Source organism: Fervidicella metallireducens AeB (assembly GCF_000601455.1).
Lineage (GTDB): Bacteria > Bacillota > Clostridia > Clostridiales > Caloramatoraceae > Fervidicella > Fervidicella metallireducens.
The window spans coordinates 1-16,612 of record NZ_AZQP01000008.1 but is presented as its reverse complement, the minus strand read 5'-3'; the positions used below and the strand labels follow the sequence as shown (position 1 = coordinate 16,612).

Below are 16,612 nucleotides of genomic sequence, written 5' to 3'. Positions count from 1 at the left end.
CTTAAATGTCCCTCTCTTTTTATTTTGCTGCTTTGACTTCTGTCCAAATACGATCATATTCCTTTATCATATCTGTTAGATCTTCATAGACTTCGCATCTTTTTATAACCTCAGCATCTGGATATGCCACAGGGTCATTGGCTGTTTCCACTGGCAAATTATTTTTAGCCTCAGTTTGGGGCGTTGAGTAGCCAATATATTCAGTGTTTTTCAGTGCAACATCTGTTTCACACATAAAGTTAATAAATATCTCTGCTTCCTTTTTATGCTTTGATGTTTTTGGAATAACCATTGCGTCAAAGAATATGTTACTTCCTTCCTTAGGGACTACATATTCAAGATCTGGGTTTTGCTCCTTCATAAACACTGCATCTCCTGACCAAACTACTGCAAGTGCTGCTTCTCCTGCAATCATTTTATCCTTTATTTCATCCCCAACATAAGCAAGAACTAAAGGCTTTTGTCTGATAAGCTCCATTTTTGCAGCTTCTAATTCTTCTTTATTCCTTGTGTTTAAGGAGTATCCAAGTTTCTGAAGAGCAACACCTACCGACTCTCTTTGACTATCAAGCATCAGAATCTGCTTTTTATATTTTTTATCCCATAGAATATCCCAGCTTTCAACGGGCTCCTTAACCATTTTTTTGTTATATATAATTCCTACTGTACCCCACATATAAGGTACTGAATATTCGTTATTAATATCATATTTAAGGTTTTTAAAGTTACTATCTATAAGACTATAGTTTGGAACATTGTTTAAGTCTATCTTTTCAAGTAATTTTTCCTTAATCATTTTACTTATCATATAATCTGAAGGGAAGGCAACATCATAATTTGTGCCACCGGATTTAATCTTTACATACATGTCTTCGTTTGTTGCAAAGTTTTCATAGTTTACCTTGATGTTATAAGTATCCTCAAACTCTGATATTACCCTTTCATCTATGTAATCTCCCCAATTATAAACGTTAAGTGTAACTTTTTCCGAACCCCGTCTGTAACCTGTTAAAACAATAATTATTAATATTGGTAATAATGCTGCTGCCATTTTAAAGGCAAAACTTCTTTTTCTTTGTTTGTTTCTGACCTTTGTTTCAGCTGTCTTACCTGTTCTTCTGTTTATTGCAAGCAATAGAAATAAAACTGTCAGAAACAAAAGGGTTGAAAGTGCATTAATCTTTGGATTTATTCCTCTTCTTGCCATTGAATAAATTGTAATTGAAAGATTAGAAACTCCTGAGCCTGTTGTAAAAAAGCTTATAACGAAATCATCCAAAGATAATGTAAATGCCAACAGTGCACCTGAAATGATTCCTGGCGTTATCTCAGGAAGAATAACCTTTCTAAAGGCATACCAAGGTTCTGCACCTAAATCAAGGGCTGCTTCATAAAGGTTATTGTTTAGTTGCTTAAGCTTAGGTAAAACAGATAAAATAACATATGGTATTTCAAAGGTTATATGAGCCAGAAGCATCGTTATAAACCCAAGTGGCAGCTTTATTGAGATAAACAAAATCATAAGAGCCACACCAGTAACGATATCCGCATTTAAAACCGGCAGATACGTTATATTCATTGCAATTTTCTTTTGCTTTCTTTTCATATTGTGAATTCCAATAGCCGCTGCAGTTCCAAGTATGGTAGCTACTGCTGCTGAAATAAGAGCTACAGTTAATGTATAGTATAGTGATGTCATTATTTGTGAATCCTTAAATAAGGCACTATACCACTTTAGAGAAAACCTCCCCAGTTTCCACGGGAACGGGAATTATTAAAGGAAAAAATAATTAAAATAAGGATTGGAGCATATAAAAACAAATATATTAAAAATGCATAAAGTCTTTTCAGAAATCTATTTACCAAAGCCCAACTCCCTCCTTATCCTTATCGTATTTAGACATTATCGCCATACTTATTAAAATTAAAATCATCATAACAATGGAAATTGCAGAACCGAAGTTCCAATCTCCAACATTTAAAAACTGCTGTTCAATAAGATTTCCTATTAAAGTGAACTGTCCTCCTCCAAGAAGCCTTGAAATAACAAAGGTAGTAATTGCCGGCATGAATACCATTGTTATTCCGGAAATTACTCCTGGCAGACTTAAAGGAAAAATCACCTTTCTAAATACTCTTAATTTATCAGCCCCCAGATCATAGGCAGCCTCTATTAGGCTCTTATCTATTTTAATAAGAACTGTATAAATAGGCAGTACCATAAATGGGAGAAAATTATATATCATTCCAATAATCACTGCTTCATTTGTATATAACAGGTTTAATTGCGGAAGGTGAATAAGCTTTAAAAATCTATTAATTAATCCATTTCGCTCAAGCAGTGTCATCCATGAATAGGTACGAAGAAGAAAATTCATCCACATTGGTATAACAAACATAAGTACCATTAAATTTCTTCTCTTCAGCTCAGCCTTTGCTAAAATCATCGCCATAGGATAGCCAAGAATTAAACATGCAACGGTACTAATCAGTGCAAGTACTACAGAATTCCAGAGAACATTTAAATATAGGGGGTCTAAAAATCTCTTATAGTGTTCAAGTGTAAAACCAAATCCAACCCCTTCCTTATAGGTGATACTGTATGACAATACCAAAATTACTGGAACAAGTATAAACATTATCATCCATAAAATGTAGGGGTATGCAATCCACTTCTTTTTCATGTTTTATCTCACCTTCTTCATGATATGAATATCATTAGGATCAATCCTTAGTCCAACCTTTGTCCCAACCGGTTCCATCTTTGTACTGTGAACTTTAAATTCCTGCTTATCACTTTTTATCATCATTTCATAATGAACACCCTTAAAAGTAACCGACTCAACTATACCCTTTAACATACCCTCCTCAAGAGAAACCAACTTTATATCCTCAGGTCTTATAACAACATCAACATTTTCATTATTATTAAATCCCTTATCAACACATTCAAATGAAGTTCCTGAAAACTCAACTAAGAAATCTTCAATCATTATTCCATCAACAATGGTACTTTCACCAATAAATTCTGCAACAAATGCATTTTTAGGTTCATTATATATATCTTCCGGTGTTCCAATTTGTTGAATCATTCCATCCTTCATTACTACAATTGTATCTGACATAGTCAGTGCTTCCTCTTGATCATGGGTTACAAATATAAAGGTAATTCCTAATTTTTGCTGCATTTTTTTAAGTTCAATCTGCATTTCCTTACGAAGCTTTAAATCCAGTGCACCTAAAGGCTCGTCCAAAAGAAGAACCTCTGGCTCATTAACTAGAGCCCTGGCAATTGCTATTCTTTGTTGCTGTCCTCCACTTAAAGAATCTATGTATCTATTTTCAAAGCCCTCAAGATTTACAAGGGAAAGTATTGCTTTAACCTTTTTTTCAATTGTATCCTCATCAATCTTCTTAATTCTTAGTCCAAAGGCAATATTTTCATATACATTCATATGTGGAAATAAAGCATATTTTTGAAATACTGTGTTAACCCTGCGCTTATATGGTGGGAGGTCTGCAATATTTTTACCTTCAAACAATATTTCTCCTGATGTTGGGCTCTCAAAGCCTCCAATGAGCCTTAAGGTTGTGGTTTTTCCACATCCACTGGGCCCAAGTAAAGTAATAAATTCATTTCTTTTTACATAAAGATTTATATTCTTTAAGGCATTATGTCCTTCGTATTCCTTATTTATATTCTTGAGTTCTATTATATTTTCTACCATACTAACAACCTCCCATAACAGTTTTTAAAATGATGGCGGTGTACATATCCAAAGCACCTCTGCTTTAGTCCTTCCTTCATTTGAAATATAGTGGGTTAAGGTTGGTTTAAAATAAAAACTCTCACCCTTCTTTACCCTATACTTTTTGTTTCCAAGATGAACATAAATTGTACCACATAAAACATATCCAAATTCTTCACCCTCATGGGGCTCCTCCTGAGCTGAACTGCCTCCGCCATTAAGATGGATTAAAATCGGCTCCATTAAATTTTTCTGTGAGTTTGGAACAATCCAGTGAATTTCATTTCCTGAATCAGGATTTTCCTTAACAAAAACATCTTCCTTTGAGAAAACAATTTTCTCTTCAATTTTTTCATTAAAAAAGTCATTTATATTTGTTCCAAGTGATTCCAATATGTCTACCAAAGTTGCTATTGAAGGTGATGTTAAGTCCCTTTCTAACTGGGATATAAAACCCTTTGAAAGTTCACACCTTGCTGCAAGCTCTTCCTGAGTTAATCCATTTTTTATCCTTAAGGTTTTTATCTTTTCTCCTATTTTCATAGCTGCATCCAGTCCTTATATTTAATATATTAAACTTTTTGTTTAGAATTACTAAACTTTCAATGAAATTATATAATTAATATATCTATAAATCAATAACTCTTTAGAATATTTTTCTTGTTTTTATAAATTTTAATCAAAAGAGCTTTTATAAACAAAAAATCTTGTCTTTGGAATTATCTCTATTGTAAAGATAGGCATGTAGAAATATAATAAAAAAGAAAAAAGCAGAAAACTGCCTTTTTTAACACATGTTATTTACAAATAAAAGTTTCAATTAATTGAATTTGTAGAGACTCGAAATTATAAATAAATTTATCTATCCTTAATTTGAAAAAAACGTATTTCACTTATTTTATTATTTTCTCCTATGTTTTTAATTAACAATCCGGAACTATTGTCCTTCCAGTTTAATCTTAAGGATATTACAGCCCCTAACTCAGCCTTTTCAATTAATAGGGTTTTTCCTTTTAGACTGCTACCAATAATCTTAGCAGCATATATGTCCTTCTTTCCAGGTTCAGTAACAATTTCATAGACTAATTTCCTTTTATCAGGAGATAGGTTATAAAACGGACACCATTGTCCCTCAGAATCCTTCCCTCCAGATACAACCTTTGAGATTGTTTTTTTATCAAGGTCACATATGAATATTCCTGTTTCAGCTTTATAGCTTCCGTTAAAGATAATGCTCTTTCCATCATTTAATTTATTTAACTCACATATATTTACATCTTCTAAAAGAATCTCAGCTTTGCTGAAATCATTTATATTTGTTTTAATCAGATCAATATTTTTATCTCCATTAGTATAATAATTAGTGTAATAAATATTATTGTAACTGTCTATATATAGAATGTTTGTTAATAAATACTGCTGCGGAAGTTTTGTATAGCTGCCTCCTTCTTTAATTTAGTATAAAAGAACTTAAAAATAAAGATATTGGATGATATGCAACCTATATAATATTTCTAAATTTTAAACTTCAACAATCTCTTGAAAAATAGAAAAACTTGGGATAAATGTCCCAAGTTTTCTTTCCATAAAACTTTAAAACGTCTCCAATCTCAATTAAAAATTAGTTAACAGTTGCAACACCCTCATCTTTCTTCCCTGAAGTATGGAAGTCCTAGATGTTTTGGTGGAGAATTTTTTCTGGATTTCTTTGCAGAAAATACTGTCAACGCTACTATTGTACCTAAATAAGGAAGCATATCTAGGAAATATTTTGAAATAACTGCATTTTCCAATCTGAATCCAATTATGTCTAATCCTCCGAAAAGATATGAAGCAATTATTGCTTTGTATGGGTTCCAAGAAGCAAAAATAACTAATGCAACCGCAATCCATCCTCTTCCAGATGTTATGTTTTCCTGCCATGTTGGAACATATACCAGGGATAAATATGCTCCTCCAAGACCACAGATTGCTCCACCAAGCATTAGATTTATATATTTATATAAATTAATATTGATACTGGCTGCATCTGCAGATGATGGATTTTCACCAACGGCTCTGAGATTTAAACCCACTGATGTTCTATATAGATAAATTCCTAGTGCAATGGCTATTATAATTGATAAATATACCAATATATCATGGCTGAATAAAATTTTCCCCAAAAAAGGTATATTTGAAAGTACAGGTATATTCAAAGGCTTAAAGAAATTCTTGACGTTATCTGGCACAACCTGTCCTACATATTTCTGTCCCAAGAAACTGGATAAACCAGTTCCAAAAATAGTTAAGGTCAATCCTGTAACAACCTGATTAGCCCTTAATGATACAGTTAAGAATGTATAAACAAGGGCACCAGCTGCTCCAGCAATCATCGCCATACCTATTGAAAATAACGGACTACCTGTTGTATAAGCAGATATAAATCCTGCAACTGCTCCAATGAGCATCATACCTTCAACTCCAAGGTTTAGATTACCTGATTTTTCAGTTAATATCTCACCAAGTGTGGCATATAGCAGCGGTGTCCCAGCAACAACAGTTGCAGATAAAAATGATACCATATCCATTATGCAGCCCTCCTCTCATTTGCAGCAATTTTATATTTTACAAACAACTCACTTCCAAGAATAAAGAATAAAATGAAGGCCTGTAATATCAGTGCAACTGATTTTGGAATACCAGCAGCAGTCTGTATATATGAGCTTCCCTGTAAAAGTGCAGCAAATAATATGGAAACTAAAAGCATTAAAGGTTCACTTAAATTAGATAACCATGCAATTATTATTGCTGTATATCCTACCCCTCCAGCAACTTCTATTGACAAAGTCTGACTGACTGCTGATGATTGAATGAATCCAGTAAGTCCACAAAGTGCACCGCTTAAAAACACAGCTGTTAAAATTGTTTTATTTATTCTTATTCCTGCATATCTAGCTGTATTTTTACTTTCCCCAAGTACCGTAATCTCATATCCCATCTTTGAATGTTTCATAAATAAATATCCAATAACAACTATTATAAGGGCAATTATTAAGCCGATATGAATTCCTCCAATAGATGGAAGTATAGCATTATCCGAAAAATTAGGTATTTTGGGAAAACCCATTGCCTTTTTGTCCTTCCATGGGCCATATTGAAGATAGGTTATAAATTTTAATGCAATATAATTAAGCATCAGCGTAATTATTGTTTCATTTGTATTAAAATACACTTTCAGAATTCCTGATATTACCGCCCAAAAACCACCTAAAATTACAGCTGTTATAAACATAACAGTTAATAACAGTGGTTTATACATATCTGGAAAATTTAAGGCTATGAGCGCAGCGCCAAAGGCTCCAATTAATATCTGGCCTTCTCCACCAATGTTCCAATATTTCATTTTAAATGCAATTGAAATGCCTATTGATGTTATAATCAGTGGAATTGCCGTTATAATGGTCTGTTTAATTCTATATGATGTATTAAAGGCTCCAGATAACATGCCTCTAAAAACCTCAATTGGATTATAGTTTAAAATCAATAAAAATATGCTTATTGCTATAAAAGAAAAGAAAAGGAACAGCAATCTTATTCTTATATTTGTACCTTTATCTATATTCTCTCTTTTTACCAGTCTAAGCAATCTCTATTCCCTCCTTTACTCCTAGCATCATAAGGCCTATTTTTTCCCTTGTTGCATCTTTACTGTTTATCACCCCACTAACTTCTCCATGGGATAAAACCATTATCCTGTCTGAAAGCTGCATCAATATATCTAAATCCTCACCTACAAATATAATTGAGGTTCCCTTTTTCTTCTCTTCATTTATCAGATTGTAAATAGTATAACACGTGTTATATCCAATCCCCTGACTGGATATGCCATTATTAATAATCTTGGCTTAAGCCCAAGTTCTCTACCTAAAAGTATCTTTTGAATATTCCCACCTGATAAGTTTTTAATTGGATAATTTATGCCTGGTGTTTTTATATCCAGTTTTTTAACAAGCTCCAGAGCCTTTTTTGCAAGAGGCTTCCTGTTAATGAGAATTCCATCCTCAGTCTGGTATGATTTTAAAAGAAGATTATCTACCATATCCATTGTTCCAATGAGCCCCATTCCCAGCCTATCCTCTGGTATAAACCCTAGGCTTATCCCTCTTTTTATAAACTCCCTTGGATTTTTACCCTCTAAATGTTCTCCATCAAAAACTATTTCACCATGTTTTACCCCTCTGACACCTGCTATTGCTTCACAAAGCTCCCTCTGACCAGAGCCTGCAATACCTGCAATTCCTAGTATTTCTCCTTCCCTGACACTGAAGGATATATCCTTTATTACATTTGTGCCATCATCGTCATTAACCTTTAAATTACTTATCTTTAAAATCTGTCTTCCGATTTTTGCATCAACCTTCTTTATTGATAAATCTATTGCTGCTCCAACCATAAGCTCAGTTAATTCCTTTGGATTAGTTTCATTCTTAATGAGAGTCTTAACTGTTTCTCCCTTTCTTAAAACAGTTATCCTATCGCTTATCTTCATTACTTCATCCATTTTGTGAGAAATAAATATAACAGCACAGCCTGCCTTCTTCATTTTTCTCATTATATTGAAAAGTTTTTCAGTTTCCTGTGGTGTAAACACCGTTGTTGGCTCATCTAATATTAAAACCTTTGCCCCTCTAAAGAGTACCTTCAGTATTTCTAAATTCTGCTTCTCCCCAACAGACATATCTTCTACATGTTTATCAAGTTCTAACTCAATACCATATTTACTGCATAACTCTGCTATCTTTAAATCAACATCTCTCATTTTTCTAAAACTTATTTTCTGCCCAAGTATTATATTTTCCCTTGCTGTCATTGCATCAACAAGTTTAAAATGCTGATAAATTGTACCTATACCATATTTTATTGAATCCTTTGGTGATGAGAGTTTTATTTCTTCTCCCATTAAAGTTATACTCCCTCTATCAGCCATATAAACGCCAGAAAGTATGTTTATAAGGGTACTTTTCCCAGCACCGTTTTCGCCTAAAAGAGTATGAATTTCACCTTCATAAATTTCTAAATTTATGTTGTTACATGCCTTTACCGTGCCGAAACTTTTACATATATTTTTTACTGATATTAATGGTACTCTCTCTTTCATAACTACCTCCACCGATAAATTAGAACTGAAGAATTTCTTCTTCAGTTCTATAATAAAATTAGTTCTTAGGGATATTTCCCTCTACTCCTTCTACGAACCAATCCATATTCCAAATTTCATCGTCAGTCATTATCTTTCCTGCCTCAACCTTTAATGCTCCTGTCTGATCCTGTAATGGTCCTACAAATATCTTATTCTTTCCGGATTTTATATCTTCCTTGGCAGCTTCAACCTTTTCCTTAGCACCCTCTGGAGCTAAATTTGTCAAAGGTGCAATATCCACAACGTTATCTTCAATACCGCCCCAATATTTTTCCGCCTTCCATGTACCATCCATTATTGCCTTGATTTGTTTTACATAATATGGTCCCCAGTTCCATACCGCTGATGTCATATTTGCCTTTGGAGCGGCCTTACTCATATCTGAGTTATAGCCTATTGAAAAGGCTCCCCTAGATTCTGCCGCCTGCTGTGGACCTGCAGTATCCTGATGCTGAGCAATAACATCTGCTCCTGCATCTAAAAGTGCTATTGCTGCATCTTTTTCCTTTGCTGGATCGTACCATGTATTTGTCCAAACAACCTTAACTTTAACATTTGGATTAACAGATTTTGCTCCTAAAGTAAATGCATTGATACCTCTTATAACCTCTGGAATTGGGAAAGCCCCAACATATCCGATGATATTTGATTTTGTTTTCATGCCAGCTACTATACCAGTTAAATATCTCATCTGCTCTATCTTTCCAAAGTATTGTCCCATATTTTCTGCTGTTTCATATCCTGAACAATGCATAAATTTAACTTCTGGATGTTTCTTAGCTTCAGATAACATACCCTCCTGGAAACCAAAACTTGTACCTATAATTACGTTGCAGCCTTGATCAATCATTAGTTCTATTTCCTTTTCAACTTCAGCCTTATCTTCCTTTACAGATTCTTTAGAAATAGTTTCTACCTTAAGTTCATTTTCAAGATAAATTCTTCCTTGATCATGTGCATAGGTAAAGCCACCATCACCTACTGGTCCTACATATAAAAATCCTACCTTTATCTTCTTTTCGCTGCTGTTTCCCCCTGTTGTCTTACTGCCGCAGCCCGTTAAAACAAACATCAAAGCCACAGCTAATACAAAAAACTTTCTAAACATATTTTTCATCCTTATCCCTCCTGAAAATTAATTATTTAAAATAAACTTTATTGTTTTTCATTTCATCAATAATAACCAGTGATTCTATTCTGACTCCTCTTTTTTCAAGCTCTTTTCGGCCATTTTGAAAACCCTTTTCTATAACAATACCAACACCAATAACCTCTGCCCCTGCCTCAGTTAAAATGTCCAAAAGCCCATGGGCAGCACATCCATTTGCAAGAAAGTCATCTATAATTAAAACTTTTTCACCTTTTTTTATATAATCTTTGCTGATTCTAATGATGTAGTCCTTGTCCTTTGTAAAGGAATGAACCTTTGATGAGTAAACATTATTATCCATAATCAAAGATTCACTTTTTTGCAAAAACCACAGGCACAAAATCAAAATATTGAGATGTAACAGCTGCAACACCTATACCTGAAGATTCAATGGTTATTATCTTATCAATCTCTACACCTTGAAATCTCTTTTTAAACTCTTTTCCTATTTCATTAAAAAGCCTTATGTCTATTTGATGATTCAAAAAATTATCGACCTTTAATATCCTGTCCCCTATTACCTTACCATCTTCTCTTATCTTTTGTTTTAATAATTCCATCTCTAACATCCTTTCTGCAAAAAACAAAATTCCTAGTCACATGACTAGGAATATATAACTCAATAAAATATATAGCACAGCCTTAATAACTATATATTTAAAGAACCATATACTCGTAGTCAGGTAGTTTACGGCTTCCTGGTAGAAACGCTTGAACCATATTATCAAGCATATACGAGTCGAATATTTATTTGTCTTTACTTTTTAATATTCGTTATATTACCTCTTGTTTATTATATTACATTATTATCGTACGAAAATCAACTGAAATTTAGTATATTATTCTCAATTTCACAAAATTTAATGATACAAATGTTAACCGTCCCTTTATTTTAGTTTAGATTGAAAAAATAACCTTTTATGTATTATACTATATTAATGTAGATAATTCATATATCTATTGCCCTTTTACGTCATAATTGTATATAATAAGCATTAATAAATCATATTTTACAAATTTTATAACTGACGTATATCTAATGACTTTTTAAATAAATAGTAAGGAGTGATTTCATGGCTGCAAGTAAAATAAGAACAAGATTTGCCCCAAGCCCTACTGGTTATATGCACATTGGCAACCTTAGAACGGCTTTATATGCTTATCTAATAGCTAAACACGAAAATGGAGATTTTATTCTAAGAATTGAAGATACTGATCAGGAACGTTACGTTGAAGGTGCTGTTGATGTTATATATAAAACCTTAAAGGATACAGGACTTGTTCACGATGAAGGTCCAGATATCGGTGGACCTGTTGGACCTTATGTTCAAAGCGAAAGAAAGGATATTTACGCTGAATACGCTAAAAAACTTGTAGAAAAAGGCGAAGCATACTACTGCTTCTGTACTAAAGAAAGACTTGAAACTTTAAGGCAAAAATCGGAAGATTTAAAAATTCCATTTAAGTATGACAAACACTGTCTTCATTTATCAAAAGAAGAAATTGAAGAAAAGATTAAAAATGGCGAACCATATGTTATAAGACAAAATAATCCAAAAACTGGTACAACAAAGTTTGAAGATGTTATATATGGAACAATCGCTGTTGATAACTCAGAACTTGAAGATATGGTACTTTTAAAATCTGACGGACTTCCAACATATAACTTTGCAAACGTTGTTGATGACCATTTAATGGGTATTACTCATGTAGTCAGAGGAAGTGAATATCTGTCTTCATCACCAAAATATAACAGGTTATACGAAGCCTTTGGTTGGGAAGTTCCTGTTTATGTTCACTGTCCTCCAATAATGAAGGATGCACAGAACAAATTAAGTAAAAGAAATGGGGATGCTTCCTATGAAGATTTAATCTCTAAAGGATATCTAAAGGAAGCTGTTCTTAACTATATATGCTTACTTGGCTGGAATCCAGGAACTACACAGGAAATTTTCTCCCTTGAAGAATTAATAGAAAAATTTGATTACAGAAACATAAATAAATCCCCGGCTATATTTGACCCTGCAAAACTTAGATGGATGAATGCTGAATATATAAGGGCACTTCCACTGGAAGATTTCCATAGATTAGCTATGCCTTATTATCAAAAGGCTCTAAAGAAGGAATATAATCTTTTACTTATAAGCAAACTCCTTCACAGCAGAACTGAAGTCTTAGGAGAGATTCCAGAACAGCTGGATTTCTTTGATGAGCTTCCTGAATACTCTATCGAACTATACATCCATAAGAAAATGAAGACTAATTATGAAAATTCACTTGAGAGTTTAGAAAAAGCCCTTCCTGTTCTTGAAGGTCTTACATCATGGACCCATGATTCTCTACATGATACCCTTTCAGCATTGATAGAGGAAATGGGAATCAAAAACGGTTTAATGCTATGGCCATTAAGAACTGCCCTTTCAGGTAAAGCCTTTACCCCAGGTGGAGCATACGAAATAGCAGAAATACTTGGTAAAGAGGAATCTCTTAGAAGAATTAAAATAGGTATAGATAAGCTCAAAAATGATCCTAGATAATATCATCTGAATAAGTAAAAATACAAAAAAGAGGCTGTGTCATTAGCAAGTGAAAAATACTAATAGCACAGCCGTTTTTTTATTCAAACTGGGTTTTGTATAATTCGTAATATATACCTTTTTTATCCATTAACTCCCTGTGGGTACCTTCCTCTTCAATTCCATTTTCATTTAATACAACAATTCTTCTTGCATTCTTTACAGTTGCAAGTCTATGGGCAATTATAAAGGTTGTTCTATCCTTTGATAGTTCTTCAATTGATTTTTGGATTATAGCTTCACTCTGGTTATCCAATGATGATGTTGCTTCGTCTAGTATTAGAATTGGTGGATTTTTTAGAAACATTCTGGCTATGGATATCCTTTGTTTTTGACCTCCTGAAAGTTTAACACCTCTCTCGCCAATATAGGTGTCATATCCATCCTCAAGTTCCATGATAAACTCATGGGCATTTGCCGCTTTTGCTGCAGCAATTATTTCATCCCTTGTAGCATCTAACCTGCCATAGGCTATGTTTTCATATATTGTTCCTGCAAATAAAAATACATCCTGCTGTACTATACCTATATTTTCCCTTAAAGATTTTATTTTTATATCCCTTATGTCTTTACCATCTATAAATATACTTCCACTATCAACTTCATAAAATCTTGGAATAAGGTTACACAAGGTTGTTTTTCCCACTCCCGATGGGCCAACAATTGCAATACTATCCCCTGGCTTTACTTTAAGGTTTATATTTTCAAGAACACTGGATTTTTCGTTATAACTGAAACTTACATCCCTAAATTCTATTTGACCTGATACATTTTTTATTTCCTCAGCATTTTCCTTATCAACAATATCAGGCTTTATGTTTATTATTTCATAGAATCTCTTGAAACCAGCCATTCCCCTTTGGTACTGCTCAACAAATTGTGCTAATCTTTTTATTGGTTGTAAAAACTGCCCTATGTAAATAAGGTAAGCAACTAAATCCCCTACCTTTATTTCTCCCTTAGCAACAAAATAGCCTCCTGCCACCAATGCAAACAGTGTAGATATATTGGAGAAAAAATTTATTCCTCCATGGAGAATACCAATATATTTAACAGACTTTGTCCTTAAGTATTTAAACTCATTATTTCCCTCATCAAATTTATCTATTTCATATTCTTCATTTGTAAAGGATTTAACAACTCTTATTCCAGATAATGAATCCTCCAGTCTACTATTGACGTCTGCTAAACTTTCTCTTATCTGTCTAAAATTTTTACGCATTTTCCCATTATATTGAACAGTAAAATAAATCATAAATGGAATAATAGTAAATACAATCAGAGTTAATCTGACATTAATATTTAAAAGCAGAAAAAAAGATCCAATTATCATAAGTCCGGATATGAATACATCCTCAGGTCCATGATGGGCAAGCTCCGATATTTCATTTAAATCATTAACTATTCTAGACATGATTTGTCCAGTTTTTGTATTATCAAAATAACTAATTGGAAGTGTTTGAATATGTGAGAACATGTCCCTTCTCATGTCATATTCCATCCTGACACCTAAAACATGACCATAATATCCCACTATGTACTCAAGAAGCATACGTAAAAGATAAAGGAAAAACAACACTATACCAATCTGGAAAATTAAACTTATATTTTTATCTGGAATAATGTTGTTTATGAAACGTCTTGTTATCATTGGATATACCAGATCAGTTGCCGCAATCAATATCGCACATACCATATCCAAAACAAAAAGCCCTATATGGGGCCTATAATAGTCAATGAATTTTTTTAACATAAAACCACCCCCTGTAAAATCAATTATAACCAATTTATCCCTAGTTTTTCAAAGGTATTTTTTATTTAAATACTGCCATTTTGTTTTGATATATAAAAAACTGTTATGCAATTATTTTATTTCATTGCATAACAGTCTTTGAAAACCCATTTTTTATTGCAAGTTAAACAAGGCTATTTATATATTTTCAACCCTTCCTCGTCTAAAGCTTATTTCCGCTTTATTTGTATGGAGCTGCCACATATGCCAGAATAAATATGGAACCATTATAGCAAAGTTAACAATTCCCCAATATTTCATAAATACATCATTATGCCATGCCGATGCATCCATGAGTGTTGGGAAAAGTAGTGGGAAGCATGCACGAAGAAGCAAATGTGTAGCTAATGTGTACACTCGGGCTGTTATGTAAAGCTCTGGTCGCTTTTTTATTATCGGGTATATCTCTGCTGCCATAAGTATACATAATGAACTTGCAAAATATTTAGGTCCCTCAGCATAAACAAAACATGCATTCCATGTTGTATATAGGAAGTTCCACCCGATTGTAGTGTATGCTATTAAATCGCCATACTTTTCTTCAGATATTTTCCAGTATTTAGGTGGAAATGGTATTGTTACACATAATAAAAAACCACACAGAGCATTAAATATATTCCCCATTGTAAAGTCTTTTATTGTAGCCTCCATTATGTTTAAAAATAAAACACCATATAACACCCATAAAGCCCAGTCTTTACGAAGGCTATTCCAAATCTTTCCCTCTCGTTTCTCGTATTTTGCAATTCTAACTGAACCCATAAATATAGTCGGAATTATTACACTTAAAATTTTAGCCCATCTAAACCAGCCCACTACACCACCCATCAACCAAATTGGAAAAGTTAACAAGGATGCCGTCCAAAACCAGTTAGCAAATCTGTAATGTTTTCGCATGTACTCTACTATAAACATAAGCAATACAAAATATCCACCCATAGTAAGTACGTACTGCCAAATAGGAATATTCATATCCCTTCCCCCTTTTAAAAAATTTTTCATTTAATTAAAAAATTTACAAAACATACCCCCATATGTTAATTAAATTTTAGTATATTTTTACTTTATTTACAATTATTTTTATAAAAATTTTTATCCTCCCAATGTTACATCTTGTTTATCATACCACTCTAAAGCTTCATAAAAATGCTCAGGTTTAAAATCTGGCCAATAGTCATCTATTATATAAAAATCGGCATAAACAGCTTGAACTGGCAAAAATCCACTTAACCTTCTTCTCCCACCCCATCGTATAATTAAATCTATTCTTGATATATCAGAAGAATAGATGGAGGACATAATATTTTTTCTTTTTCCTTTACCTAAATTACTTAAATCCCAATCCCATCCGTAATTCACAAGAAAATTTACCTTTATTCCACCTTTACCAAATACGTGCCTTTTGGTCAATGGAAGAAGTTCTTTAGGAAACATTTTAGATTCCGTATCGCCAATTACAAGAAGTTCTGCATTTTCAGTTGAAAGCAATTTTACTGCATCTACACAACATTTAACAAACTCATTAGTTTGTGCTGAAGGCCTTTTTGTATTATCTACTGTAAAACCGTAAAAAGTAAGCTCCTTAACCCCAATTTTCTTACACAATTTAAGAAGCTCCAATCCCGGATTTAAACCATGACTATAACCCATCTCTTTAGATAACCCATTTTCTGTTGCCCATCTCCTATTTCCATCTGGAATAATTCCTATGTGTTCTGGTATCCTCACATCAATCCCTCCCTGATATGGAATTTGATGTTATTATGCCCATTTTTAATTATCCAATGCAAATTAGAATAATAACCTATCCCCTTTTCCCAATTTTGAAATATACTTTTTAAAAAATTCTTAATATTGACATGATTATGTCATTCTAAGATATTACTATTGTGATTTTATTATAATTTATTTAACGGTTTAGCACTGCATTTTACTATCATTTATTAATTTTTCTTTAATACTTCATTCTACACTTTATCAACTTCCTTGAGTTTTCAAGAAAATCAGGAAATCTCTAAGCTTTAATTAGTTATAAAGCGATTTCAGCAGGTATTAATATGTAACCAACTATTATTCATGATATATAGTATATTTTGTCGAATTTTGCTGTTTGAATGAAAGTTTTCTTTCATGTACTATGTTCCGTGTGCATTTTTGAATTGG

Annotated in this window: 11 protein-coding genes, 3 pseudogenes and 1 riboswitch; of the genes and pseudogenes, 1 reads left to right on the top strand and 13 read right to left on the bottom strand. The window is 33.0% G+C overall.

Translation table 11 applies throughout. The features are described 5' to 3' along the window. Window positions 1–19: 19 nt before the first annotated feature. The 10 genes and pseudogenes from Q428_RS15870 to Q428_RS03760 all read right to left on the bottom strand — a co-directional run bounded on the left by Q428_RS15870 (window position 20) and on the right by Q428_RS03760 (window position 10,641). The gene (locus Q428_RS15870; protein ID WP_423219573.1) at window positions 20–1,126 is read right to left on the bottom strand and encodes an ABC transporter substrate-binding protein; all 1,107 of its coding nucleotides are present in this window, start codon (window positions 1,124–1,126) and stop codon (window positions 20–22) included. After that, a pseudogene (locus Q428_RS15865) lies at window positions 1,103–1,866 on the bottom strand (ABC transporter permease); the annotation flags it as partial. The gene Q428_RS15870 and the pseudogene Q428_RS15865, both read right to left, overlap by 24 nt. Further along, window positions 1,860–2,684: an ABC transporter permease gene (locus tag Q428_RS03795; protein ID WP_035378363.1), complete on the bottom strand. Its 825-nt coding sequence runs from the start codon at window positions 2,682–2,684 to the stop codon at window positions 1,860–1,862. The pseudogene Q428_RS15865 and the gene Q428_RS03795, both read right to left, overlap by 7 nt. A gap of 3 nt (window positions 2,685–2,687) precedes the next feature. Further along, window positions 2,688–3,728 (bottom strand): spermidine/putrescine ABC transporter ATP-binding protein, encoded by a 1,041-nt coding sequence (gene potA / locus Q428_RS03790; RefSeq protein ID WP_035378361.1) that lies wholly within the window; start codon window positions 3,726–3,728, stop codon window positions 2,688–2,690. A 24-nt stretch (window positions 3,729–3,752) separates the two neighbouring features. Further along, on the bottom strand, window positions 3,753–4,292 hold the full coding sequence (locus Q428_RS03785; RefSeq protein WP_035378359.1) for a helix-turn-helix domain-containing protein: 540 nt from the start codon (window positions 4,290–4,292) through the stop codon (window positions 3,753–3,755). A 1,100-nt stretch (window positions 4,293–5,392) separates the two neighbouring features. Continuing rightward, window positions 5,393–6,319 (bottom strand): ABC transporter permease, encoded by a 927-nt coding sequence (locus tag Q428_RS03780; protein ID WP_035378356.1) that lies wholly within the window; start codon window positions 6,317–6,319, stop codon window positions 5,393–5,395. Then, complete coding sequence (locus Q428_RS03775; RefSeq protein ID WP_035378354.1) at window positions 6,319–7,377, bottom strand: ABC transporter permease; 1,059 nt, start codon at window positions 7,375–7,377, stop codon at window positions 6,319–6,321. The genes Q428_RS03780 and Q428_RS03775 overlap by 1 nt, the downstream gene beginning before the upstream one ends. Then, a pseudogene (locus Q428_RS03770) lies at window positions 7,370–8,889 on the bottom strand (ABC transporter ATP-binding protein). The gene Q428_RS03775 and the pseudogene Q428_RS03770 overlap by 8 nt, the downstream one beginning before the upstream one ends. A 58-nt stretch (window positions 8,890–8,947) precedes the next feature. Next, on the bottom strand, window positions 8,948–10,048 hold the full coding sequence (locus Q428_RS03765) for a BMP family ABC transporter substrate-binding protein (RefSeq protein ID WP_035378352.1): 1,101 nt from the start codon (window positions 10,046–10,048) through the stop codon (window positions 8,948–8,950). A 22-nt stretch (window positions 10,049–10,070) separates the two neighbouring features. Then, a pseudogene (locus Q428_RS03760) lies at window positions 10,071–10,641 on the bottom strand (xanthine phosphoribosyltransferase). Window positions 10,642–10,737: 96 nt separating this feature from the next. Next, window positions 10,738–10,839, bottom strand: a riboswitch (purine riboswitch). A 315-nt stretch (window positions 10,840–11,154) separates the two neighbouring features. Here Q428_RS03760 and gltX point away from each other — a divergent pair. Further along, a complete protein-coding gene (gene gltX, locus Q428_RS03755; protein WP_035378349.1) occupies window positions 11,155–12,618 on the top strand; it encodes a glutamate--tRNA ligase in 1,464 nt (487 codons plus the stop codon). Between the two features lie 79 nt (window positions 12,619–12,697). On the opposite strand, the gene Q428_RS03750 is transcribed toward gltX, so the two are convergent. From Q428_RS03750 to Q428_RS03740, 3 genes are all read right to left on the bottom strand, one after another. After that, window positions 12,698–14,410, bottom strand: a complete 1,713-nt coding sequence (locus Q428_RS03750) for an ABC transporter ATP-binding protein (RefSeq protein ID WP_035378347.1) — start codon at window positions 14,408–14,410, stop codon at window positions 12,698–12,700. Between the two features lie 177 nt (window positions 14,411–14,587). Then, window positions 14,588–15,421 (bottom strand): hypothetical protein, encoded by an 834-nt coding sequence (locus Q428_RS03745; protein WP_035378344.1) that lies wholly within the window; start codon window positions 15,419–15,421, stop codon window positions 14,588–14,590. 120 nt (window positions 15,422–15,541) lie between these two features. Continuing rightward, entirely contained in the window at window positions 15,542–16,177 is a 636-nt protein-coding gene (locus tag Q428_RS03740; RefSeq protein WP_035378342.1) for an undecaprenyl diphosphate synthase family protein, read from the bottom strand. Window positions 16,178–16,612 lie beyond the last annotated feature (435 nt).

Bases quoted from the DNA above. Each gene is read 5' to 3' on its own strand.
- potA (WP_035378361.1), bottom strand. From the start codon at position 3,728: ATGGTAGAAAATATAATAGAACTCAAGAATATAAATAAGGAATACGAA.
- Q428_RS03765 (WP_035378352.1), bottom strand. From the start codon at position 10,048: ATGAAAAATATGTTTAGAAAGTTTTTTGTATTAGCTGTGGCTTTGATG.
- Q428_RS03745 (WP_035378344.1), bottom strand. From the start codon at position 15,421: ATGAATATTCCTATTTGGCAGTACGTACTTACTATGGGTGGATATTTT.
- Q428_RS03750 (WP_035378347.1), bottom strand. From the start codon at position 14,410: ATGTTAAAAAAATTCATTGACTATTATAGGCCCCATATAGGGCTTTTT.
- Q428_RS03795 (WP_035378363.1), bottom strand. From the start codon at position 2,684: ATGAAAAAGAAGTGGATTGCATACCCCTACATTTTATGGATGATAATG.
- Q428_RS03780 (WP_035378356.1), bottom strand. From the start codon at position 6,319: ATGGATATGGTATCATTTTTATCTGCAACTGTTGTTGCTGGGACACCG.
- Q428_RS03785 (WP_035378359.1), bottom strand. From the start codon at position 4,292: ATGAAAATAGGAGAAAAGATAAAAACCTTAAGGATAAAAAATGGATTA.
- gltX (WP_035378349.1), top strand. From the start codon at position 11,155: ATGGCTGCAAGTAAAATAAGAACAAGATTTGCCCCAAGCCCTACTGGT.